The organism is Idiomarina sp. UBA3162 (assembly GCF_002364475.1).
Classification (GTDB): Bacteria; Pseudomonadota; Gammaproteobacteria; order Enterobacterales; family Alteromonadaceae; genus Idiomarina.
This window is the reverse complement of record NZ_DEYI01000053.1, coordinates 1-21,973: the sequence shown is the minus strand read 5'-3', so window position 1 is coordinate 21,973 and position 21,973 is coordinate 1. Positions and strand designations below refer to the sequence as shown.

General features: G+C 49.0%; 24 protein-coding genes and 1 tRNA gene. 21 read left to right on the top strand and 4 right to left on the bottom strand.

What is annotated here, in order from left to right; genetic code table 11:
• The 6 genes from B2X00_RS06280 to B2X00_RS06255 form a co-directional block, all read left to right on the top strand.
• The coding region (locus B2X00_RS06280; protein ID WP_290486567.1) for a heme lyase CcmF/NrfE family subunit at positions 1 to 1,258 on the top strand (1,258 nt) is incomplete at its 5' end.
• Positions 1,255 to 1,827, top strand: coding sequence for a DsbE family thiol:disulfide interchange protein (locus tag B2X00_RS06275; protein ID WP_290486566.1), 573 nt, complete (start codon positions 1,255 to 1,257; stop codon positions 1,825 to 1,827). The genes B2X00_RS06280 and B2X00_RS06275, both read left to right, overlap by 4 nt.
• On the top strand, positions 1,827 to 2,303 hold the full coding sequence (locus B2X00_RS06270; protein ID WP_290486565.1) for a cytochrome c-type biogenesis protein: 477 nt from the start codon (positions 1,827 to 1,829) through the stop codon (positions 2,301 to 2,303). Before B2X00_RS06275 ends, B2X00_RS06270 begins: the two co-directional genes overlap by 1 nt.
• On the top strand, positions 2,296 to 3,519 hold the full coding sequence (ccmI, locus tag B2X00_RS06265; RefSeq protein WP_290486564.1) for a c-type cytochrome biogenesis protein CcmI: 1,224 nt from the start codon (positions 2,296 to 2,298) through the stop codon (positions 3,517 to 3,519). The genes B2X00_RS06270 and ccmI overlap by 8 nt, the downstream gene beginning before the upstream one ends.
• On the top strand, positions 3,512 to 4,258 hold the full coding sequence (locus tag B2X00_RS06260; protein ID WP_290486563.1) for an MlaA family lipoprotein: 747 nt from the start codon (positions 3,512 to 3,514) through the stop codon (positions 4,256 to 4,258). Before ccmI ends, B2X00_RS06260 begins: the two co-directional genes overlap by 8 nt.
• A 93-nt stretch (positions 4,259 to 4,351) precedes the next feature.
• The gene (locus B2X00_RS06255; protein WP_290486562.1) at positions 4,352 to 5,362 is read left to right on the top strand and encodes a response regulator; all 1,011 of its coding nucleotides are present in this window, start codon (positions 4,352 to 4,354) and stop codon (positions 5,360 to 5,362) included.
• On the opposite strand, the gene B2X00_RS06250 is transcribed toward B2X00_RS06255, so the two are convergent.
• Positions 5,323 to 5,670, bottom strand: coding sequence for a DUF6170 family protein (locus B2X00_RS06250; RefSeq protein ID WP_290486561.1), 348 nt, complete (start codon positions 5,668 to 5,670; stop codon positions 5,323 to 5,325). The genes B2X00_RS06255 and B2X00_RS06250 overlap by 40 nt on opposite strands.
• A 107-nt stretch (positions 5,671 to 5,777) precedes the next feature.
• Between B2X00_RS06250 and galU the strand changes: the two genes are divergently transcribed.
• Complete coding sequence (galU, locus tag B2X00_RS06245) at positions 5,778 to 6,677, top strand: UTP--glucose-1-phosphate uridylyltransferase GalU (RefSeq protein WP_290486560.1); 900 nt, start codon at positions 5,778 to 5,780, stop codon at positions 6,675 to 6,677.
• Positions 6,678 to 6,705: 28 nt separating this feature from the next.
• Here the strand turns inward: galU and B2X00_RS06240 are convergent, their stop codons facing one another.
• Genes B2X00_RS06240 through cmoA form a run of 3 tightly spaced genes read right to left on the bottom strand, consistent with a single transcriptional unit; the run spans position 6,706 to position 9,375 of the window.
• A complete protein-coding gene (locus tag B2X00_RS06240) occupies positions 6,706 to 7,632 on the bottom strand; it encodes a LysR family transcriptional regulator (protein WP_290486559.1) in 927 nt (308 codons plus the stop codon).
• Between the two features lie 30 nt (positions 7,633 to 7,662).
• Positions 7,663 to 8,634 carry a tRNA 5-methoxyuridine(34)/uridine 5-oxyacetic acid(34) synthase CmoB gene (gene cmoB, locus B2X00_RS06235; protein WP_290486558.1) on the bottom strand — a complete coding sequence of 324 codons (972 nt, stop codon included), beginning with the start codon at positions 8,632 to 8,634 and terminating at the stop codon, positions 7,663 to 7,665.
• Positions 8,635 to 8,637: 3 nt separating this feature from the next.
• Positions 8,638 to 9,375, bottom strand: coding sequence for a carboxy-S-adenosyl-L-methionine synthase CmoA (gene cmoA / locus B2X00_RS06230; RefSeq protein WP_290486557.1), 738 nt, complete (start codon positions 9,373 to 9,375; stop codon positions 8,638 to 8,640).
• 165 nt (positions 9,376 to 9,540) lie between these two features.
• Between cmoA and B2X00_RS06225 the strand changes: the two genes are divergently transcribed.
• From B2X00_RS06225 to B2X00_RS06160, 14 genes are all read left to right on the top strand, one after another.
• Positions 9,541 to 10,965 carry a diguanylate cyclase domain-containing protein gene (locus B2X00_RS06225; protein ID WP_290486556.1) on the top strand — a complete coding sequence of 475 codons (1,425 nt, stop codon included), beginning with the start codon at positions 9,541 to 9,543 and terminating at the stop codon, positions 10,963 to 10,965.
• 77 nt (positions 10,966 to 11,042) lie between these two features.
• The gene (gene aspS / locus B2X00_RS06220; RefSeq protein WP_290486555.1) at positions 11,043 to 12,815 is read left to right on the top strand and encodes an aspartate--tRNA ligase; all 1,773 of its coding nucleotides are present in this window, start codon (positions 11,043 to 11,045) and stop codon (positions 12,813 to 12,815) included.
• Positions 12,816 to 12,833: 18 nt separating this feature from the next.
• Entirely contained in the window at positions 12,834 to 13,583 is a 750-nt protein-coding gene (locus tag B2X00_RS06215; protein WP_290486554.1) for a YebC/PmpR family DNA-binding transcriptional regulator, read from the top strand.
• 6 nt (positions 13,584 to 13,589) lie between these two features.
• Entirely contained in the window at positions 13,590 to 14,129 is a 540-nt protein-coding gene (gene ruvC, locus B2X00_RS06210; protein ID WP_071463344.1) for a crossover junction endodeoxyribonuclease RuvC, read from the top strand.
• Between the two features lie 36 nt (positions 14,130 to 14,165).
• Positions 14,166 to 14,786, top strand: coding sequence for a Holliday junction branch migration protein RuvA (gene ruvA, locus B2X00_RS06205; RefSeq protein WP_290486553.1), 621 nt, complete (start codon positions 14,166 to 14,168; stop codon positions 14,784 to 14,786).
• A gap of 27 nt (positions 14,787 to 14,813) precedes the next feature.
• Positions 14,814 to 15,839, top strand: coding sequence for a Holliday junction branch migration DNA helicase RuvB (gene ruvB / locus B2X00_RS06200; RefSeq protein WP_071463346.1), 1,026 nt, complete (start codon positions 14,814 to 14,816; stop codon positions 15,837 to 15,839).
• Between the two features lie 439 nt (positions 15,840 to 16,278).
• On the top strand, positions 16,279 to 16,692 hold the full coding sequence (gene ybgC / locus B2X00_RS06195; protein ID WP_290486552.1) for a tol-pal system-associated acyl-CoA thioesterase: 414 nt from the start codon (positions 16,279 to 16,281) through the stop codon (positions 16,690 to 16,692).
• Between the two features lies 1 nt (position 16,693).
• Positions 16,694 to 17,398 (top strand): protein TolQ, encoded by a 705-nt coding sequence (gene tolQ, locus B2X00_RS06190; RefSeq protein ID WP_290486551.1) that lies wholly within the window; start codon positions 16,694 to 16,696, stop codon positions 17,396 to 17,398.
• A gap of 2 nt (positions 17,399 to 17,400) precedes the next feature.
• On the top strand, positions 17,401 to 17,823 hold the full coding sequence (tolR, locus tag B2X00_RS06185; RefSeq protein WP_171903962.1) for a protein TolR: 423 nt from the start codon (positions 17,401 to 17,403) through the stop codon (positions 17,821 to 17,823).
• A gap of 2 nt (positions 17,824 to 17,825) precedes the next feature.
• Positions 17,826 to 18,770, top strand: a complete 945-nt coding sequence (gene tolA / locus B2X00_RS06180; protein ID WP_290486550.1) for a cell envelope integrity protein TolA — start codon at positions 17,826 to 17,828, stop codon at positions 18,768 to 18,770.
• A 14-nt stretch (positions 18,771 to 18,784) separates the two neighbouring features.
• Positions 18,785 to 20,134, top strand: coding sequence for a Tol-Pal system beta propeller repeat protein TolB (tolB, locus tag B2X00_RS06175; RefSeq protein WP_290486549.1), 1,350 nt, complete (start codon positions 18,785 to 18,787; stop codon positions 20,132 to 20,134).
• A gap of 120 nt (positions 20,135 to 20,254) precedes the next feature.
• Positions 20,255 to 20,797 carry a peptidoglycan-associated lipoprotein Pal gene (gene pal, locus B2X00_RS06170; RefSeq protein ID WP_071463351.1) on the top strand — a complete coding sequence of 181 codons (543 nt, stop codon included), beginning with the start codon at positions 20,255 to 20,257 and terminating at the stop codon, positions 20,795 to 20,797.
• 39 nt (positions 20,798 to 20,836) lie between these two features.
• On the top strand, positions 20,837 to 21,625 hold the full coding sequence (gene ybgF, locus B2X00_RS06165) for a tol-pal system protein YbgF (protein ID WP_290486548.1): 789 nt from the start codon (positions 20,837 to 20,839) through the stop codon (positions 21,623 to 21,625).
• A gap of 136 nt (positions 21,626 to 21,761) precedes the next feature.
• Positions 21,762 to 21,837: transfer RNA gene (locus B2X00_RS06160), tRNA-Lys, on the top strand.
• Positions 21,838 to 21,973 lie beyond the last annotated feature (136 nt).

Below are 21,973 nucleotides of genomic sequence, written 5' to 3'. Positions count from 1 at the left end.
GGGCGGCTGGTGGTTCTGGGACCCTGTCGAAAACGCCAGCTTTATGCCGTGGCTCGTGGGGACAGCACTCATTCACTCGTTAGCGGTCACCGAAAAGCGCGGTAGTTTTAAATCTTGGACTGTATTGCTGGCAATCGCAGCCTTTAGTTTAAGTTTGCTCGGTACGTTCTTAGTACGGTCAGGCGTATTGGTGTCAGTGCATGCCTTTGCCTCCGACCCTACTCGTGGTCTGTTTATTCTGGTGTTATTGGCTATCGTCATCGGCGGTTCACTCGCTTTGTATGGTTGGCGTGCCTCACAAATGCAAGGATATAGCCGGTATGAGGCGGCCTCGCGTGAAGTCTTTTTGCTGGCGAATAACGTGTTACTGATGGCTGCCATGATGGTGGTGTTATTAGGCACCTTATTACCGCTGGTCTATAAACAGTTAGGTTTGGGGTCTATTTCTATTGGTGAACCCTTCTTTAATGAGCTGTACAGTTACCTGATCGTGCCATTTGCACTCATGCTCGGTGTTGGCCCTTGGATGCGTTGGCGCAGACAACCGCTCGCGCCGCTGTTAAAGCCACTACTATTATGCCTTGCATTGGCGGCCATTCTTGCCTTCGTGCTGCCTAAAATATGGGCCGATGAAATGCACTTATGGGCTGTTTTAGGGCTATTCTTGGCACTGTGGGTGGCATTGGCAACCATCACCGATGTGTTGCAAAGTGTGCAACAGCGCGGGAGCGATGTCAGCGCCTTGCGTCGGATACCGGCCAGCCAGTGGGGCATGGTGCTCGGTCATATCGGCTTTGCTGTCACCCTCGTAGGTGTAGCACTTGTATCGCACTACGAAACCGAGCGTGATATCTCGATAGAGCCCGGCCAAACCGTCAATGTGGGTCAATACGATCTAACCTTTGAACATCTCACTCATAAAGAGGGGCCTAATTATGATTCAGACCATGGCGTCTTTACAGTCAGTGAAAATGGTGAGTACGTTACAGAGGTGGTCAGCGAAAAACGCTTCTATCGTGTGCAACGGATGAGTATGACCGAAGTCGGCTTAGACTCTGGTTTATTACGCGACCTGTATGTCGCCATGGGTGAGCCGCTCGAGCAGGGTCAAGGCAACCAAACCAAATGGGCGGTGCGTTTTTATACCAAACCCTTTGTCCGTTGGATTTGGCTCGGAGCCTTGATTATGGCTGTTGGTGGCCTAATTGCGATGGCTGACAAGCGTTACCGCAAGCGTAAACAAGGAGTCCAAGCATGAGTAGACAGGAGACTCAAGGTTCAAACAAAAAGTGGATAGTACTGTTCGTTCCATTGGTGCTTTTTGTCGTGTTGGTGGTTTTCCTCCTGAAAGGGCTGGGTAAAGATCCAACACACTTAGAGTCGGTGCTAATCGATAAGCCGGTCCCCGAGTTTACCGCACAGGACCTGTTTGATCCGACCCAGCAACACAGCGAGCAAGTACTTAAAAAAGGACCCTTATTATTCAATGTTTGGGCGACGTGGTGTCCGACTTGTCGTGCTGAACATGAATTTTTAAATGAACTCGCGGCGCAAGGTATTCCGATTGTTGGATTAAACTATAAAGACGATTCGCGTGGCAAAGCCATGGATTGGTTGAATACCCTAGGTGACCCCTACACGGTCAACCTCTATGACCCGGAGGGTAAAGTTGCCTTCGAGTTTGGTGTATATGGAGCACCAGAAACTTATTTCATTGATGCCGAGGGCCGAGTACGTTATCGCCATGTGGGTGATGTGAATCCGCGTAACTGGGAAAACCAGCTCAAAGGCATTTACCAACAAATGGTGAAGGAGGCGAAGCAATAATGCGTACCTTCACTAGCACTGTTATCAGCGCGTTGGCGCTGCTAGCAACCTTGTTTAGTTTGTATGCGGTTGGGCAAGCATCAATTCGTGAACATGCCTTTGAGACGGAAGCGCAGCGCGAGCTTTATCAAACATTGATTCAGGAGTTGCGTTGCCCGAAGTGTCAGAATCAGAACATCGCCGATTCAAACGCGCCGCTTTCGGCAGACATGCGCGACCGCACCTATACCATGGTCATGGAAGGTAAGAGTCGCAAACAAATTATCGACTATATGGTCGCTCGCTACGGCAACTTTGTGCATTATCGACCGCCGTTTAATTGGTACACCAGTGTTTTATGGTGGGGACCGTTGCTGATTATTGTCATTGGCGTGGGGGTCGCATGGGCGATGTCTCGTAAGCGCAAGCAGCCACTAGCGCTGTCAGAAGAAGAGCAAGAGCGACTGAAACAGTTAAGGAAGCCAGACCATGATTAAGTTGTATTTGGCGATGGCCGTATTACTGATCATTGCGGTGATCATTGTGTTACTGGCGGGCCTGCGCCAACGGCGGCAAAGTGTCGATCGTGAGAGCGAGAACCGGGACTGGTATGAAGAACGTCTCGCGGAACTTGAGCAGGACAAACAACAGCAACGTATATCGCAAGAAGCCTATAACGAAGCTAAACTGGAACTCGATAAAACTTTCATTAGCGACAGTCGCGATATCGAGGGTGAAGTCAGTTGGAAGCGTGCCAACCCATTTATTCCGATTGCCATTATTTTGGCTGTAGCGGTAGGCTTTTATGCCGTGTTTGGCAGTTGGTCGTTACAGAAACAAGCCGACGATGCGCTTGCGCAACTACCCGAACTGGGTCAGCGTTTGTTGCAGGAGCAACAACAAGCGGATGTCGAATCGATGCAGACCTTTGCCTTGGGCATGCGACAAAAGCTTGCGGCAAAACCCGACGACCCCATGGCATGGTGGTTGTATGCCGGTATCATGTCTGATTTGCGTCAGTTTGATCAGGCTCAGCAAGCATTTGAGAAGTCCCTGGCGCTGGCGCCTAACCGTACCGGCACGTTAATTAGTTATGCACGCTTTTTGATGTCGTCTCCGACAGAAGAACACCTGCGTAAAGCAGCAGGCATGCTTGCACGTGTACTGCAACAGCAACCTACGCACGTGGAGGCATTGTCGCTAACGGGCTTTGTTGCCTATGAGCGAGGCGACTGGCAGCAAGCTATTGCCGCATGGCAACAGCTATTGCCGTTATTAGACAAGGAATCTCAGCGCAGTAATGCAGTGAAACAAGCGATTGCCGACGCCGAGCAAAAAATGCAAGCGGCGGATCGCAGTGTGACAGTAACGGTGTCCTTAGGCGAGGAAATGCGTGCGCAGTTGCCTGAGCAAGGTACACTCTTTATCTATGTCACTGCGACGCAAGGGCCTCCGATGCCGGCTGCCGTTAAACGTATGCCTGTTAATGACTGGCCCGTTACCGTGACGTTGACCGATGCCGATTCGATGTTAGCCGATTACCGTTTAAGTGGGCTTGATCAATGGCAGGTGAAAGCGATGGTATCGCAGGATGATAAAATTGACCGTCAGGCGGGTGATCTCTTTGCCGAATCGGTGACTATAAATGCACAGCGTTCTGCAGAAGTAGCGCTGACTCTTAATCAAAAAGTAACGGAAGTAGCGAATGACTAATTGGCTTAAAACCGCACCTAAATGGGCTTTACTTGCCAGTACGCTGGTATTGGGTGCGTGTTCATCTCAACCGGATGACCCTTATGCAGACCCCCGTGACCCCTTTGAAGATACAAACCGGGCTGTATGGGACTTTAACCGCGAGTTGGACAAAGCGGTGATTAAACCGGCCGCTGAGGTATACGAAAACGTGCCTGAACCGGTGCGTAACTCGCTTTACCGTGCGCTAGAAAACTTGCAAGAGCCTTGGTCATTCGTCAACAACGTGCTGCAAGGTCAGTTTAAGGACGCCGGCGTAACTGCAGGACGCTTCTTTTTCAACAGCACCATTGGGTTGTTGGGTCTACTCGATCCCGCAACAGAAATGGGGCTGACTAAGCGTGAAGAGAGCCTAGGCCAGACACTGGCGGTATGGGGCGTACCCAACGGTCCATTCCTAATGTTACCGGTGTTAGGTCCAACGGTTGTGATTGATCGCGGTACTGACTGGGTCGATGGTAATTACTTCCCCTACACGGAAATCAGCGATGACTGGGATATCCCGCGCTATACCATCAAAGGCTTATCTCTGCGCCTTCGTTTACGTGAGCAAGAACAGGTGTTAGAAAACTCGCTCGACCCGTACACGTTCGTAAAAGAAGCCTATTACCAAAACTGGCGTTACGAAGTTTACGATGGTAACCCCCCTCCAGAAGTTGAGGGTGACGCCGAAGAGATCGACTTTTCGGAAGATCAGTAAGCCGACCCACCGGATATATCGAAAAGCTTGTATTGACGACAGACCTGCCTTGGACGATGCTTAGAGTAATTGTCCGAGGATAGGTGTGCCTGAATGGGTCAAAAACAAGTCTTGCTGATTGAAGATGATCGCGTGTTTCAGTCAGTGGTTGAGCAGTTTCTCATCCAGCAAAATTATGCAGTCCATTGTGTGGAGTACGGTGAGCAGGCCTTATCACTGTGCCAACAAAGTGCGCCTGATATTGTGCTGTGCGACCTTATGTTACCCGATATCAATGGTCTCAAAGTTATTGAGCGGCTGTTAAGCATTGCCCCCCATTTGCCTGTAATTGTCATTTCCGCAAGTGCTGATATGGCGGATATCCGCGAGGCGGTTCGTTTAGGTGCTTGGGATTACCTAGTGAAGCCAATCGATAGCCTCACCACTATTACCCAAGCCATCGAGCATTGTTTACAACGCCATCGTTTAGAAGAAACCTATGTCAGTGATATATGGGAGCTCGATAGTCACATCAACCAGCTTTATAAAGATGCCCAAATTGTTGAACGCTTGGCGAGTAATTTACTGCCACAACAAGCGCTCGAAGTGGGTGGCTATCATATTGAGAACCAGGTGGCCGATAGCGCAGAGTCAAATATTTGGATTGATTACCGACCGCTAACCGCCGGGCGAATTTTGGTGGTCATGGCGACGGCACATAGCCAAACCGAGCAAAACTTAATCCCCTTGCTGGTGTTGAAGACCTTAATCGACCCACTGATCCGGCAGCACTTAGCGGGCAGTGATGATACTGTGCTCGATCCGCGCGACCTTGTGCAACATATCAATTTTGAATTGTGCCACTCGCGGGTACGCACGGCATTTGATGGGGTATTTGCTATCTTAGATACCCAACAACATACATTTCGTTGGACGCAAGTCGGCGATCGCATTCGTATGCAGCCACAAGCGAAGCCTGATCTGGCCTTGGGTATTTGGCGTCATGCCAGTTTTCACAGTTATATCCACTCCGACGTCAAGCGCGTGCATTGTCAACTACCCGATGCGATCCTCAGTATTGAACGTCAGGCGTTCTCGTCGTCCTCATCGTCATCGTCTAACTGATCTGCGCGTTGTGCTTCAAACTGACGCACAGCCTTGTCAATGTAAGGCAACGACATATTGAGCGTGATAGGCTGGGTAAATAACGGGTAGCCAATACCCGCGGCGAGCAGACCGACGGCCTTCCACCACCCAGGTAGATCCACGATTGCAAAAAAGATGATGCAAATGGGGACCAATTTAGCGAGGTTACAAATCATACGACGCGGCACCGGCATCGCTTGTTGCGCCATTGATAAAATGAGCGCTCTTTCTGTAAACGGATATGATTTAAGCTGTGGAACCTGTCGTGAGGTTAAATAAAATCCCATGGCACCTTACCTAAGCCGTTGTTATTAACAAATTGGATTTGCATTATAACAGCTCGGCAGGGTATAAACGTGCCCCTATGAAAAAATGTTCGAAAAAGGAAGAATTCATGAGCACCAAGCGGGTTAAAAAAGTTGTCATCCCAGTCGCCGGCTTAGGCACGCGGATGCTACCAGCCACTAAGGCGATTCCAAAGGAAATGTTGCCTTTAGTTGATCGGCCATTAATCCAATACATCGTCGAAGAGTGTGCGGCAGCGGGTTTAACCGATGTGATCTTAGTGACTCACTCCAGTAAGAATTCCATCGAGAACCATTTTGATACCAGCTTTGAGCTCGAGACCACGCTTGAACGCCGTGTAAAACGTCAACTACTTGAAGAAGTACAAGCCATTTGCCCTAAAGGCACGACCATCATGCACGTACGCCAGGGTGAGGCAAAAGGCTTGGGCCACGCAGTCCTGTGCGCGCGTCCGCTGGTGGGAGATGAGCCCTTTGCTGTGGTATTGCCAGACGTATTGGTTGATTCTGCAAGCTGTGACCTCCGCCAAGACAACATGGCAGAAATGGTGCGTAACTTCAAAGAATCAGGTGCTGCGCAAGTGATGGTGGAAAAAGTCCCCCATGAGCAGGTCAGTAATTACGGTATCGCCGATATTAACGGTGTCGATCTGGCCGAAGGTGAACAAGCACCGATAAAGCAATTGGTCGAGAAGCCAGAAGTCGATAAAGCGCCTTCAGATTTGGCGGTTGTTGGCCGTTACGTATTCCCTGAAAGTTTATGGGATTTATTAGCAAAAACGCCAGTCGGTGCGGGCAATGAGATCCAGCTGACCGATGCTATGGCGATGTTGCTTGAGCAATCACCTGTGAACGCTTATTACATGAAAGGTAAGAGCCACGATTGCGGCAATAAATTGGGCTATGCTCAAGCATTTATCGAGCACGCCCTGCGTCATCCAGCTTTAGCGGATGATATGAAAAAGTACATCAAGCAGCTACCAGCCTAAGCCTTAACCACGCTGCTCGGGGCCAGCGCTAGCCTGCGCTGGCTTCCATATCATCCTCTTGGCGCTTTGGGGCATGACGCAATACCAAATCTGCCAGTAAGCGTGAACACGGCCCTGTTTTATCCCCCTTGGGTAATACTAAGTACAGCGACCCTTTGCGACAGGTGCTCCCTTTAAGCTCTAGTTTACGCAATGAACCCTTTTGCATGGCCCGTTTAGCGATGTAAGGGGGGAGCCAACAAAAACCTAATCCTGAGCGTACTAAGCGAAGGGCTTCATCAAAATGACTTACCGTCCAGCGCTGCTCTGCTTTTAACCAACCCCCTTCTTCAGCCGGCTGCGTTGCAGTATCGCGAATAACGATTTGCAAGTGCTGAGCGAGTTCATCTTGAGAAATCGGGGAGTCTTGCTGTGCAAGTGGGTGAGCAGGGTGACAAACTAAATCCATGTAGTAGTCATGAATGGGCTCACCGAGATAGCCTTTGGGCAACTGATGAGTGATGACTAAGTCTGCGCTCTGGTTACGTATGTGCTCGAGTGTGCCTGTCAAAACAGTGTCTTCGATGGTGAGTCGGGAACCGCGGCCATGTTCTTGAAAATCTTTTAGCGCTGGGATTAAATCATTGCGATCGAACACCATTTCGAGTGCGAGTTTGATTTCTGGCTCCCAGCCTTGTTCCATGTTGCAAGCCAACTGCTCAAGTTCATACACGGTTTGAGTCAGTTGTCGAGAGCGTCGCAGCATCACGTCACCCACATGCGTTAACTCGGCCTTGCGTCCCTTTATTTCTAAAAGCTGTACGCCTAACACCTGCTGAAGCTTAGAAACCGCATGGTTTAATGAAGACTGACTCTTGTTAAGTTTCTCTGCTGCATGTGCATAGCCACCACAGTCTACAACCGCTTGTAAAATGCGCCATTGTTCCAAAGTGGACTTAGCTCTGTAGTGTGGCATAGGATTAGTGTCTAACCTCTTGTCTGACGATTAAATTGTCGCTTTAACGATTGCACGGATGGGTGCTTGGTATCCCTCAATAGTCTTTTTTGGGTCATTTGGATCAAGAAAATCTTTTAGAGATTCACCGGTCATCCATTCAGTTGATCGCTGTTCGTCAAGTGAGGTGGGGTTATGGTCAACAATTTCAGTTTGTTTAAAACCTAATCGTTCTAGCCAAACACAGAGGGCTTTGGCGCTGGGTAAAAACCAAACATTACGCATTTTAGCATAGCGTTCGCCCGGCATCATTACCGTATGTTCATCACCTTCGACTACGATGGTCTCCAAGATCAACTGACCACCTGGTTTTAATAAATTTTTAAGTTGTTGTAAAAACTCAAGTGGTGAACGGCGATGATACAACACTCCCATGCTAAAAACCGTATCAAAACTTTGAAGTGAGGGCATATGCTCAATTCCGACGGGAAAGAAGTGTGCACGGTCGGCAATTTGGCTTGGCATCATTTGCTTAACTGCTTGAAATTGAGTCATAAATAACTCACCTGGGTCAATCCCCCAAACGTTGGCTGCGCCTGCCTCTAACATTCGCCATAGGTGATAGCCGCTACCACAACCCACGTCTAAAACTTGTTGAGCGTTCAAATTATTTAGGTGAGGTTGGACGCGCTGCCATTTCCAATCTGAGCGCCATTCGGTGTCAATCGATAGTCCAAATAAATCGAAAGGTCCTTTCCGCCATGGTTGGAGCTGCTTTAATAAGCCGTTCATTCGGGCTCTGTCTGAATCACTGGCTTGTTCGGGCAAGCCAACCTGTATGGTGTCACCTAAGACGACATGGTCGGTCGCCAGTTGTGGGAGCTGTTTAAGTACGCGCTGCCACTTTCTAAACTCACCATGAGGCGACTGTAGAAACGCATTCAGTTGCTGAGGTAAGGTGGTTAACCATTGACGGTGAGGGCTGTCGGCAAGCGCACTGAGGTCCTTGGCAAACATCTCCATGAATCATTCTCCTTTAACCGCGAGCATCGCCGCAAAGTTAAAACACTGTAACCAGACCCCCGCATGGGCAAAACCGGCGTGCTTAAAACGAGCAAAGTGCGTATCTAGGGTATCAATCTTCATGACGTTCTCGATAGCCGCGCGCTTTTGACTGATTTCTAGCTCGCTGTAGCCGTTAGCGCGCTTGAAGTCATGATGAAGATCAACGAGAGTTTCGTGAACATGTCGATCGGGGTGTGCTACTTTTTCCGCGATTAACAATACGCCACCAGGGTTTAATCCTGAATAAATTTTCTCAATGATCGCATCTCTGTCTTCTTTTGGTACAAATTGCAGTGTAAAATTTAACACCACGATTGAAGCGTTTTCGATCGGCGTTAGTTGCACGTCTTGGCAATTAAAAGTAACGGGGATATCGCTTTTAAAGCCTTGTAAATGCAGACGCGCACGATCAATCATCGGTTGCGAATTATCAACGGCAATAATGTGATTACCGTGATGTTTCTCACAACCTTTGCGTAACGCCAACGTGGCTGCACCGAGCGAGCAACCCAAGTCATACACATTTGTATCATTTTGACTATAACGTTCAGCTAGTTGTGGTAACGTCTGTATAATCGTAGCGTAGCCGGGCACTGAACGATTAATCATGTCAGGAAAGACTTCGACAACATGCTCATCAAATCGGAAGTCGCCGACGCTGGGTAAAGCTTTAGAGTAAATTGTATCCTGCTGACTCATAGGAAATAACTGTGTAAGCGGTCCAAAATATAAGTGTAGTTTAACGTTAATTCGCCTTCAGGCACAGATTAAACGGTAATAAAAGCTGAACTATAAAGATGAATCCCAATCGGACATTAATACTAATTCTAGGTTTTCGCCCTAATGCAAGGAAGCAAGGTTAAAATGAGAACAATAAAACACCTAGCCGGATGTATCGCACTATGTTGGATGTGCGCCGTTTCTGGGGCATTACTCGATACTGATGAATGGTTAGCCGAGCATGACACGATTCGTGTGGGTGTACCGAATAACCTCATGCCGCTGATTGGTATTGAAAATGGCGACGGTGTTGGCTTTGACGCTGATATGCTACGCCTCATTTCACAGCACTTACCTGTCACTCTTGAATGGACCTCCTGTGGCGCTTGGAGCCAATGCTTGGTTGCCTTACAAGAGCGCACCATCGATATTTTGCCGAGTATGTCATATTCAGAAGATCGCTCGCGCTATGCCAGCTTTACTCAGCGCTATTGGTCGATGCCGTGGTCAGTACTGTACCTGAATAAAGAAGCGCTCGATTCGCGCGGCAGTGTCAGCGTCGGTAATCTTCGCGGTCAACGGTTAGGCATTATTGAGGACTACAGTGTCGTGTCGTTACTGCGCAACCAACGCGGCACCGAGGTTATTGAATACCCGGTAATCGATAACGCCATTAATGCGCTTAAAGAAAATCAAATTAATGTCTATGTCGATAGCCTGCCCATATTAGTTTATGAGCTACAAAACCGACCTATCGCAAATGCCCAACTCGAGGTGCTCGATGATGCACCAGGGCAAGATTTATTCTTTGGTGTACGCAGTGATTGGCAGCCATTAGTCGTGACCCTCAACAAGGGCATCGACAACATCACTCAGAGCCAACAAAACCAGTTACGCAACAAGTGGTACGGCTACGAGTTGCAAACCGGTTGGAGCGATGAAGAACTGATTCAAATCGCATTGAAAGTCGGCTCAGGTGTTATCTTAGTGTTTTTATTGATTGCTTTTAGAAACAGCCGTCTACGTCGAGAGGTCAAGCTTCGCAAAGATGCCGAGAAACGCATTCGTTACGTGGCAACGCATGACGAACTGACCGGATTACCTAACCGTAAATTGTTATCTGACCGTTTAGATCAAGCAATTTTGCAAGCAGAGCGCTCAAATAAAGCGTTCGCTGTCATGTTTCTCGATCTCGATGGCTTTAAGCAAATCAACGACCAATTTGGTCACGAGGTGGGTGACGAGTTACTTATCCACGCCTCACAACGCATGCAAAGTCTGTTAAGACGCTCCGATACCGTGTGTCGTTACGGCGGGGACGAATTCGTCATACTTTTACCCACCACACCGACTACCAGCGCTGCCCTCGCGGTGGCGCGTAAATTGGTGGTACATATTGCGCGGCCGTATCAGATTGGAACGCACATGCTCGAAGTCAGTACCAGTATCGGTGTGAGCTTATTTCCTCAGCACGGTAGCGATGAAAACGCTTTATTGCGTGCCGCCGATAAAGCCATGTACGCGGCAAAAGATGCGGGCAAGAACGATGTCAGGTTAGCCGCACCTTAACTCGGATGACATTAGCGCCCATTTCGCTATAATATGCGCTTTAAATCATTCAGCAGAATAAAAGGTGTGAAAGGCGCATGCGAACGCATTACTGTGGGCAGGTAACTGCCGAACTAGCCGAACAAGAAGTGACTTTATGTGGTTGGGTCAACAAACGTCGCGATTTAGGTGGTTTGATCTTTATCGATCTGCGTGACCGCGAAGGCTTGGTTCAAGTGGTTTTTGACCCCGACGAAAACGCCTTGTTTGAGCAGGCAAACCGTCTGCGCCAAGAGTTCTGCGTACAAATCCGTGGTAAAGTAAACCGTCGTCCAGACAGCCAAGTCAACGCCAACATGAAAACCGGCGAAGTTGAGATCTTAGCCAAAGATCTGACTATCTTGAGCCGCTCCGAACCGCTACCTATCGACTTTAACTCGCAAGTGAGTGAAGAAGCACGTTTACGTTATCGCTACCTTGATTTGCGCCGTCCGCAAATGAACGAAAACCTTCAGTTCCGTGCCAAGGTGGCAAGTGCCGTGCGCCGTTTTCTCGACGACAACGGTTTCTTAGATATTGAAACACCGATGTTGACCCGTGCTACGCCTGAAGGCGCGCGTGACTATTTGGTACCGAGCCGTACGCACAAAGGGCGTTTCTTTGCATTACCGCAGAGCCCACAGTTATTTAAACAATTGCTGATGATGTCGGGCTTTGACCGCTACTATCAAATCGTGAAGTGTTTCCGTGATGAAGACTTGCGTGCTGACCGTCAGCCTGAATTCACTCAGATTGATATCGAAACCTCGTTTATGAGTGCAGAGCAGGTGATGGAAGTCACCGAAACCATGACACGTCAATTGTTCCAACAGTTGCTTGATATCGATTTAGGCAAGTTCCCGACCATGACCTGGCATGAAGCCATGCGTCGTTTTGGTTCAGACAAACCCGATTTACGTAACCCATTGGAACTCGTCGATGTCGCTGACTTGTTAAAAGACGTCGAGTTTAAAGTATTCTCGGGTCCTGCAAACGATGAAAAAGGGCGTGTTGCCGTGATTCGCTTGCCGGGTCAGGCAGACAACGTATCGCGTAAGATGATCGACGAATACACGCAATTTGTCGGTATTTACGGCGCTAAAGGCTTGGCGTGGATTAAAGTGAACGACTTAAGCCAAGGCCGTGAGGGCTTGCAGTCACCGATCCTTAAATTCTTGCCAGATGAAGCGCTTAACGCGATTCTTGAGCGCACTGAGGCAGAGACCGGCGATATCCTGTTCTTTGGTTCAGACAAAGCCAACGTGGTTGCCGAAGCGATGGGCGCGTTACGCCTTAAGTTAGGTGAAACCTTTGAGCTGGTGAGCGACGAATGGCGTCCGTTGTGGGTGGTTGATTTCCCAATGTTCGAAGAAGACGACGAAGGCCGTTTAGCCGCGATGCACCATCCGTTTACCGCGCCGGTTAACGTCACCCCAGACGAGCTTAAAGCGAATCCAGCACAGGCGCTTTCAAACGCGTACGATATGGTACTTAATGGCGTTGAAGTGGGTGGTGGTTCAGTTCGTATTCACGATAACGCCATGCAACAAGCTGCGTTCGAAGTACTCGGCATTGGTGCAGAAGAAGCCAAAGAAAAATTCGGTTTCTTACTCGAAGCGTTAAAATACGGTACGCCACCACACGCCGGTTTAGCCTTTGGTTTGGACCGCTTGGTCATGTTGATGGTCGGTGCAAGCTCAATCCGTGACGTCATCGCGTTCCCGAAAACCACCACCGCTGCGTGCGTGTTGACCGATGCACCCGGGTTGGCGAACCCCGATGCATTGCAAGAGCTGGGCGTTAAGAGTACGGTGGAAGACAAAGACGAATAGCAACAAATGGAGTGAGACATGGCAGGTCATTCCAAATGGGCCAACATAAAACATCGTAAAGCCGCGCAAGATGCAAAGCGCGGCAAAATCTTTACCAAATTGATTCGAGAAATCACCGTGTCGGCGCGTCAGGGCGGCGGTGATCCCGAGACGAATCCGCGCTTACGGGCGGCGATTGATAAAGCGCTTTCTAATAACATGAAGCGCGATACCATCGATACCGCAGTCAAGCGTGGCTCTGGCGAACTTGAAGGTGAAAACGTTGAAGAGTTGACCTACGAAGGCTACGGCCCCAGTGGTGTCGCCATCTTACTCGAGTGCATGACCGATAACCGTAATCGCACGGTATCTGAAGTGCGCCACGCCTTTAATAAGTTCAACGGCAACTTAGGCACCGACGGCTCGGTGGCGTACTTGTTTAATAAACGCGGCGTCATCAGTTATGGTAGCGAAACCAGTGAAGAAATCATTCTCGAACCAGCGATTGAAGCGGGTGCTGATGATGTGTTGAATCACGGTGACGGTCACATTGATGTGTTCACTAGCCCAGAGGTGTTTGGCGCCGTTAAAGACGCGTTAGATGCCACCGGTGCTGAAGCAACCAACGCCGAAGTGACTATGGTGCCGGACACTAAAGTCGACTTAGATGAAGACGGCGCGCGCACCTTCCTCAAACTACTCGACGCACTTGAGGATTTAGATGATGTGCAAAACGCCTACCACAATGCGGATATTTCGGACGACGTATTGGCAAAGCTGGATGAGTAACTACCGATGAGCGTGATCCTCGGTATCGATCCAGGCTCACGCTTAACGGGCTTTGGTGTAATTCAGCAACAAGGGCGCCATTTATCGTATATAGCCAGCGGCTGCATCCGTGCCACAGGCACGACTGCTCAGCCGCTGAGTCTCGCCGAGAAACTCAAACGCATTCATAACAGCGTGGTCGAGCTCATCACACAATACCAACCTGATGAATTCGCGATTGAGCAAGTATTCATGGCACGCAACCCAGATTCTGCGTTAAAGTTAGGGCAAGCGCGCGGGGCTGCTATCGTGGCCGCGGCATGTGCCGATTTACCGGTGGCTGAGTATAGCGCTCGGCAAATAAAGCAGGCCGTCGTAGGTAACGGCGGCGCCGATAAAACACAAGTACAGCACATGGTTATGGCATTACTCAATTTGAGTAAATCACCTCAAGCGGACGCCGCGGATGCATTAGCGGTCGCCCTTTGCCATGCGCACAGCGCGCAAAGTTTAATTAAAATGTCGGGTGCAGCACGTAAAATCGTGCGCGGGCGTTTACGCCGCTAGTACGGGCATTCATTAGAATAATCAAGAGGACATCCTGTGATCGGACAAATTCATGGCACATTAGTCAGCAAGCAACCCCCCGAAGTGTTAGTCGATGTGCAAGGGGTCGGCTATGAAATTCAATTGCCGATGACCTGCTTTTATCAGCTGCCTGCCACTGGAGAGCCCGTCACCTTAGTGACTCATTTTGTCGTACGCGAGGATGCGCAATTATTATATGGCTTTAACTCGCTCGCTGAGCGCAGTTTGTTTAGACTATTGATTAAAACTCAGGGTGTGGGACCTAAGCTGGCGCTCGCCATATTATCAGGCATGAGTGCCGATGAGTTTGTCTGGGCGGTGAACCAAAATGATGTCAGCCGCTTGGTCAAACTACCTGGCGTGGGTAAGAAAACCGCCGAGCGCCTGGTCATTGAAATGCGCGATCGCCTGAAAGATTGGCAAGGCTCGAGCACGCCAGCGACCGATGCTGCGCCGCTTGATAATGTCAGCGGTGATGCGTTGGTGCACCCAGCCGATGCGCGCAACGATGCGTTAAGTGCATTATTGGCGCTCGGTTATAAACCGGTACAAGCCGAAAAAGCATTAAAAGCGGTATATCAGCAAGGCGAAAGTAGCGAAACGCTTATTCGCAGTGCGCTAAAACAATTGTCTTAATAGGCCGAACAGCCTTTGGAATAGGTTATGATTGAAGCAGATCACATCCCCAGTCACCGCATTATCGAAGCCGATGTACAAGGCGATGATGAAGCCATTGACCGTGCCATTCGTCCTAAAAAGCTCGCCGACTATACCGGTCAGAAGCACGTCGTCGAACAGATGGAAATCTTTATTGAGGCGGCGCGCAAGCGTGAGGAAGCGCTCGACCACTTATTGATTTTTGGACCGCCTGGTTTGGGTAAAACGACCTTAGCCAATATTGTTGCGAACGAGCTGGATGTGAACATCAAAACCACTTCGGGACCGGTGCTCGAAAAGGCCGGTGATCTCGCGGCATTGCTGACGAATCTCGATGCCCATGATGTGCTGTTTATCGATGAAATACATCGATTGAGTCCCGTGGTTGAAGAAATCCTCTATCCCGCGATGGAAGACTACCAACTCGATATTATGATAGGTGAGGGACCCGCCGCGCGTTCTATAAAACTCGACTTACCGCCGTTTACGCTGATTGGCGCGACGACGCGGGCAGGCGCACTGACATCGCCACTGCGCGACCGCTTTGGCATTGTGCAGCGCTTGGAGTTTTACCAAGTCGAAGAATTGACCGAGATCATAAAGCGCTCGGCGCATTATATGAACGTGAATATGGACGTCGGTGGGGCACAAGAAATCGCGCGTCGTTCGCGGGGTACGCCACGGATTGCTAACCGATTGTTACGCCGAGTACGCGACTACGCCGAAGTAAAAGCCGATGGTAAAGTGAATCAAGATATTGCCAGTGCCGCACTGACTATGGTGGATGTCGACCAAGCCGGCTTTGATTACATGGATAGAAAGCTACTGCTCGCGATTATGGAGAAGTTTTTAGGCGGTCCTGTGGGTTTAGACAACCTAGCCGCAGCTATCGGAGAAGAAAAGGACACCATCGAGGATGTGCTCGAGCCTTATTTGATTCAACAAGGCTTTTTACAACGCACGCCCCGTGGTCGTATTGCAACGCCACGCGCTTATCGCCACTTTGGGTTAAATCCCAACGCAGAAGAGTAAAAAAGGCATTGAAAGGGTAAAAATTGAGTAAAAAAAAGCCCGAACCAAATGGAACGGGCAAACAGAACAACAAGAAGGAAGTTAAAAATCCAGGGAACCTACTTTAAGTAATCAAAAAAAGTAAGTAACAATCTAAGAAGAAGTGACAACCAATCTCCTCATCTCGATTTAGGAGCTATTATACGCCCGAATGAGGCGTCATCAAGCTAGAAAAATTACATCTTCAGATTAGAAAAACTAATATGAAGAAATTGTATATTGTTCGAAAATAGCGCAACAAAAAAGCAACAAAACAAAAAATTGTATACAAAACAGTGTGTTGAAATTTGATTGTTTCAAATTTGTCATAAATAAAAGTCTGTTGATAATTTAATCAGTGTGACTTTTTCAATCTTTTACAAAGTATTGGGGCGAAAGGGTCATTTCTCAAGGAATTTTTATGCAAGAGACGGTCTTTAGCTGGCCCATACGGGTCTATTACGAGGATACCGATGCAGGTGGTATCGTTTATTATGCGAATTATCTCAAGTTTATTGAGCGGGCTAGGACAGAATGGTTAAGGTCTTTAGGGATTGAACAGGATAGCTGGTTAGATCACAATAGAGCCTTCGTGGTGCGTCATGTCGATCTCGACTTGCAAGCCGCAGCAAGGTTTAATGCTGAACTGACCGTGACCGTCGTGGTCGAACAGGTCAAGAAAGCATCCTTAGTGTTTACACAGCAAGTGGTGGGCGCCGATGGCACCTTACATTGTCAGGCACGGGTGAAAGCCGCATGTGTCGACAAAGATGCGATGAAAGCGGTCGCAATACCCGATAGTATCTTACAAGCGATAAAAGCAGAGGTTAGTTAGCGTGGAAGCAGAATTGTCCTTTATTGATTTGTTTTTGCAGGCCAGTTTACTGGTTAAATTGGTGATGCTCATGCTATTGGCAATGTCCGTGTGGGGCTGGGTACTCATATTCCAACGTAAAAAGGTCATTGGACAAGCCCACAGCGATGCGCTCAAATTTGAAGATCGGTTTTGGTCTGGCGTCGACCTCGCTCGCTTATATCAAGAAATTTCAGCCCGTGCGAAAAACAGCCGCGGTATGGAGTTACTGTTCCACGCGGGTTTCAAAGAGTTCGCACGGCTCAGTAACCACGAAAACGCTGACCCTCAAACGCGCGTTGAAGGCGCCTTCCGCGCCATGCGTGTCGCGCACGCCCGCGAACTGGAAAAACTCGATTCTAATCTCGGTATTCTCGCAACCATCGGGTCTATCAGCCCGTACATCGGCTTGTTTGGTACTGTATGGGGTATCATGAATGCCTTTATCGCACTGGGTGCCGTTAAACAGGCGACGCTCGCCATGGTCGCGCCGGGTATCGCAGAAGCATTGATTGCAACAGCGATGGGTCTGTTTGCTGCCATCCCAGCAGTTATTGCTTACAACCGTTTTACCAACCGTGTCGAGAAAGTTGATAACCAGTACATGAACTTTATTGATGAGTTCGTTGCAATTTTACAACGCCAAACGTTGTCTAACAGCAAAAATGTAAAAGGTGACGCGCTATGATGGTGATGCCACGTAAGCGCCGTAAACCGGTCGCAGAAATTAACGTGGTGCCGTACATCGACGTTATGTTGGTGTTGCTTATTATCTTTATGGTTACCGCACCACTGATCACGCAAGGGGTTAAGGTCGAGCTACCGAAAGCCACGGCAGAGCCGTTGGCTAAAGATACCAACCCACCGTTGGTCGCCTCGGTTGATGCCGAGGGTAATTACTACCTGAATCAGGGAACCGATCCTGATGTGCCGATTAGTGCCGATGAAGTGGCGACCTTAGTGGCGGCACATTTGCAGGTTGAGCCAGAAACACCGGTGATGGTGAATGGTGATGGGGCGGTTTCGTACAATCAAATTGTGCAATTGATGGTGTTACTGCAGCGCGCAGGCGTACCGTCAGTTGGGCTTATGACAGATTCGGCGGATAATTAGTTGTGGCAAAGTCAGCAGAGAGTTTTAAGTTACCTTTAGTCTACTCGATAGGCATTCACGCGGCGATAGCGGCAGTGTTGTTGGTGAGCTTCGAATTCACTTCACCTGAGCCTACGCCCATGCAAGTGAATTTAGACCAAAGTGAGATGGATCCGCAGCCGGAAGAAATCGTCAACGCGGTGTCGGTGGATAAAGCTGCGGTTGAGCGCCAAGTACAACGCATTAAAGACCAGAAGGCGGCTGAACGTCGTGCTGAACAGCAGCGTATTCAAGAGCTTGAGCGTAAAGCGGCAGAAGCACGTAAAGCACGTGAGCGTGAGCAGCAGCGCCTAGAGCAGATTGCTGAGCAGCAAAAGCAAGAAGAACAGCAAGCGGCCGAGGCACGCAAGCGTGCTCAACAAGCCAAAAAAGAAGCTGAACAACTGGCTGAGCAACGCCGCAAAGAAGAGCAAGCGGCAAAACAAGCCGCAGAGCGTCGCGCGCAAGCCGAACGAGAGGCCGAAGAAGCGGCACGTAAAGCCGAGGAAGAACGCAAACAGCGTGAGGCCGAACGCAAACGTCGCGAAGAAGAAGAGCGTCAGCGTCGGTTAGCGGCAGAACGTGAAGCTCAGTTGCAAAAAGAAATGGAAGAAGAGCGTCAACGCCGCTCGGCCGCACGTCGCCGCCAGGTGTTGAGCGAACTTGAAAAATACCAAGCGCTGATCCAACAGACTATTCAGCGCAACTGGAACGTAGATGATTCGATGTCTGGGAAATCCTGTGAGCTGACGATTAGCTTGGCGCCGAGTGGATTCGTTAAGTCGGTGACCACGGGGGCGGGTGATCCAGCGGTATGTCGCTCGGCCGAGAATGCGGTATTAAAAGCGACCACGCTACCGGTGTCAGAAGATCCCGAAGTCTACCAACAGATGAGTACCATTAAACTAACGGTTAAACCGCAGTTATAAACGTAAGGTGAACCATGAAAAAGCTGTTTTTGAATTTATGTATCTTAGTTATGGCAGTCACGTCGACCGCTCGAGCCGGGGTGTTAGAAATTGTCATCACCGAAGGTATCGACAGTGCGCGTCCGATTGCGGTCGTGCCATTTAAATGGTTAGGTGACGGTGAAGCGCCGGGTAACCTTACAGATGTTATCGCAGCGGATTTAACCCGTAGCGGTAAGTTTAACCCGATCCCACAGTCAGCGATGCCTCAGTATCCGGTGAATGATGAAGAGTTGGACTATTCGGCATGGGCGAAGATGGGTGTCGAAGCGGTGCTGATGGGCACCGTAGAACCATACTCCGTTGACCGTTACATGGTTAAGTTCCAGTTAGTGGATGTGTTACGCGGGCAAATTACCGGCGGCAACGCACAAATGCTAAAAAATGGACAGTTGGTGCAAAGCAACGATCATATTTTAGATGCGCGTAGCTCAGTCATCGATGGCAATCAGTTCCGTCAATATTCGCATCGTATTTCTGATGTCGTATACGAGGCATTGACCGGCGAGCCGGGTGCCTTCATGACTCGCATTGCTTATGTAACCGTTAATCAAGATGACCAGTATCCCTACAAATTGTTGGTCGCGGATTATGACGGTGCAAATGAAAAGGTCTTGCTGCGTAGCCCAGAACCTTTGATGTCTCCTTCATGGTCGCCCGATGGTAATAAATTGGCGTATGTGAGCTTTGAGAACAAAAGACCAGAAATTTTCGTACAAGATATTTACACCACTCGACGTGAGAAGGTGACCTCGTTCCCTGGCATTAACGGCAGCCCAGTGTTCTCTCCAAACGGCGAGAAAATGGCGATGGTATTGTCAAAAGATGGCAATCCTGAGTTGTATGTTATGGATCTTAAGACTAAAAACTTGCAACGCTTAACGCGGAATCGTACGATTGATACTGAGCCAAGTTGGACGCCTGATGGTAAATCGATCGTCTTCACTTCAGAAAGAGGTGGAAGACCGCAATTATATAGCGTAAATTTATCTTCAGGTGAGGTGCGTCGCTTAACTTTTGAAGGTGAGCAAAACTTAGGTGGCACGGTCATGCCTTCGGGCGAATCGATGATTTTAGTTAACCGCACTAACGGTAACTATCACATCGCGCGGCAGGAATTCCCGCGGGGTACGATGCAAGTACTGACTCGCACGGCGTTGGACGAATCACCAAGTGTGGCACCTAATGGCAGTATGGTGATCTACAGCACTACGCATAACAATAAACAAGTGTTAGCGTTAGTGTCGACAGACGGTCGTTTTAAGGCGCGTTTACCGGCTAGTAGCGGCGAAGTGAAGTCACCATCGTGGTCGCCATTTATGTAAGTGCTTGTAAAAGTGCTATAAAAGTAGTGTAAGCTTGTGCAGAATTGCGCGAGTTTTAATCAAAATTAATTTAGTAAACCGAACGGTTTGATCAACTGGATAACGATAAGGATCATTAGGATGCAGCTCAACAAATTATTAAAAGCTCTGGCGATTGCCGTTCCAATGGCAACTTTAGCCGCGTGTAGCTCTAACTCAAGCACTGATTCAGGTATGGGTGCAGGTCAAGAAACGAACCAAACGTCTGAGTCTGGCGATCAGTCAGGTGTACAAGTCGGTTCAGCTGACCGTGCTAAGACCCCTGAAGAAGTTCGCGAAGAACAGATGGAAGCGCTGCGCAAAGAGCACATCATCTACTTTGCATTTGACCGTTCTTCAGTTCAATCTGAGTATGCAGAGTTGCTAGCCGCACACGCTGATTACTTAGTTAAAAACCCTAACGTTACCATCGTTATCGAAGGTCATGCTGACGAACGTGGTACGCCAGAGTACAACATCGCATTGGGCGAGCGTCGTGCTAAAGCGGTTGAAGATTACCTAGTTAACTTAGGTGTACAAGATTCACAAATCTCAACCGTTTCTTATGGCGAAGAGAAGCCATTAGTGAACGCTTCGAACGAACGTGCGTACGCGAAAAACCGTCGCGCGGTATTGGTGTACTAATAGCCACTTCGACGTTTAACTAAATAAAACGGATAGTTCATGAAAAAATCATTATTGGCTATCTGTCTACTGATGCCTGCTGCCGCTATGGCGCAGGCACCAGTGTCCAGCCTAAATCAATCAGCCAGTTCACTTGAGCAACGTCTAGCCACCATCGAGCGTATGCTTGATGCGCGTCAGGGCGCCCAGCTCGAAATGCTTGATACACTATCTTCATTGCAACAAGACGTCGCTGAGCTTCGGGGGATAACCGAAGAGCACGAGTATCGTCTGGAGCAGCTGTTAGAGCGTCAGCGCGAAATCTACCAAGAAATTGACCGTCGCTTTAGTCAGCTTAAGCAACAAGGTGGTGGGTCATCGTACAGCATGGATGACATGCAGACGGTACCGACGTCAAGCAACTCAGGTAGTAGTACCGCGTCAAATAGCAGTAATAGCGGCTACAGCGCCAATATGAGCGAAAACGACGCGTACGATAAAGCTATCGCCTTAGTGCTTGAAGATAAGCGCTACGATGCCGCGATTCCAGCGTTTGAATCGTTCTTGCAGAACTTTCCTAACTCAACCTATGTGCCGAACGCTCATTACTGGTTAGGTCAGTTGTTGTATGCCCAGCAAGAATATCAGAAGGCGCATGACCACTTTAAACAAGTGGTAGACAACTACCCAGACAGCAATAAGCGTGCAGACTGCTTGTTGAAGTTGGGTGTTATCGCTGCAGAGCAAGGCAAAACTGCCGATGCCAAGACGTTTTATCAGCAAGTATTGACCGAATACTCGGACAGTACCGAAGCGAATTTGGCGAAGCAACGCCTGTCAAACCTGTAACATCGGTCCAACAACTGATCGAATAGTAAGCAGTCAGACAAAAAACTGAAATTATCAGTTGCATCACAGCGTTATTTAAGTAAACTATGCCGCCGTTGCCAAGGACAAATGGCAACGGAAGGCAGTACTAAAAAGTGGGTTGTTAGCTCAGTTGGTAGAGCAGTTGACTTTTAATCAATTGGTCGCAGGTTCGAATCCTGCACAACCCACCACTTCTTTTGCCTTCACCCGTACCTTGTGCATTCTGTTGTAGCATGCGCATTCTGCGCAAGAAAAAAATGGGTTGTCCGTAGCTTGCGCTTTCAGCGCAAGGAAAGATATCCGAAAAGTGGGTTGTTAGCTCAGTTG

Excerpts from the sequence above, each read along its gene's own strand:
- B2X00_RS06275 (WP_290486566.1), top strand. The coding sequence starts at position 1,255 with ATGAGTAGACAGGAGACTCAAGGTTCAAACAAAAAGTGGATAGTACTG.
- B2X00_RS06270 (WP_290486565.1), top strand. The coding sequence starts at position 1,827 with ATGCGTACCTTCACTAGCACTGTTATCAGCGCGTTGGCGCTGCTAGCA.
- ccmI (WP_290486564.1), top strand. The coding sequence starts at position 2,296 with ATGATTAAGTTGTATTTGGCGATGGCCGTATTACTGATCATTGCGGTG.
- B2X00_RS06260 (WP_290486563.1), top strand. The coding sequence starts at position 3,512 with ATGACTAATTGGCTTAAAACCGCACCTAAATGGGCTTTACTTGCCAGT.
- B2X00_RS06255 (WP_290486562.1), top strand. The coding sequence starts at position 4,352 with ATGGGTCAAAAACAAGTCTTGCTGATTGAAGATGATCGCGTGTTTCAG.
- B2X00_RS06250 (WP_290486561.1), bottom strand. The coding sequence starts at position 5,670 with ATGGGATTTTATTTAACCTCACGACAGGTTCCACAGCTTAAATCATAT.
- galU (WP_290486560.1), top strand. The coding sequence starts at position 5,778 with ATGAGCACCAAGCGGGTTAAAAAAGTTGTCATCCCAGTCGCCGGCTTA.
- B2X00_RS06240 (WP_290486559.1), bottom strand. The coding sequence starts at position 7,632 with ATGCCACACTACAGAGCTAAGTCCACTTTGGAACAATGGCGCATTTTA.
- cmoB (WP_290486558.1), bottom strand. The coding sequence starts at position 8,634 with ATGGAGATGTTTGCCAAGGACCTCAGTGCGCTTGCCGACAGCCCTCAC.
- cmoA (WP_290486557.1), bottom strand. The coding sequence starts at position 9,375 with ATGAGTCAGCAGGATACAATTTACTCTAAAGCTTTACCCAGCGTCGGC.
- B2X00_RS06225 (WP_290486556.1), top strand. The coding sequence starts at position 9,541 with ATGAGAACAATAAAACACCTAGCCGGATGTATCGCACTATGTTGGATG.
- aspS (WP_290486555.1), top strand. The coding sequence starts at position 11,043 with ATGCGAACGCATTACTGTGGGCAGGTAACTGCCGAACTAGCCGAACAA.
- B2X00_RS06215 (WP_290486554.1), top strand. The coding sequence starts at position 12,834 with ATGGCAGGTCATTCCAAATGGGCCAACATAAAACATCGTAAAGCCGCG.
- ruvC (WP_071463344.1), top strand. The coding sequence starts at position 13,590 with ATGAGCGTGATCCTCGGTATCGATCCAGGCTCACGCTTAACGGGCTTT.
- ruvB (WP_071463346.1), top strand. The coding sequence starts at position 14,814 with ATGATTGAAGCAGATCACATCCCCAGTCACCGCATTATCGAAGCCGAT.
- ybgC (WP_290486552.1), top strand. The coding sequence starts at position 16,279 with ATGCAAGAGACGGTCTTTAGCTGGCCCATACGGGTCTATTACGAGGAT.
- tolB (WP_290486549.1), top strand. The coding sequence starts at position 18,785 with ATGAAAAAGCTGTTTTTGAATTTATGTATCTTAGTTATGGCAGTCACG.
- pal (WP_071463351.1), top strand. The coding sequence starts at position 20,255 with ATGCAGCTCAACAAATTATTAAAAGCTCTGGCGATTGCCGTTCCAATG.
- ybgF (WP_290486548.1), top strand. The coding sequence starts at position 20,837 with ATGAAAAAATCATTATTGGCTATCTGTCTACTGATGCCTGCTGCCGCT.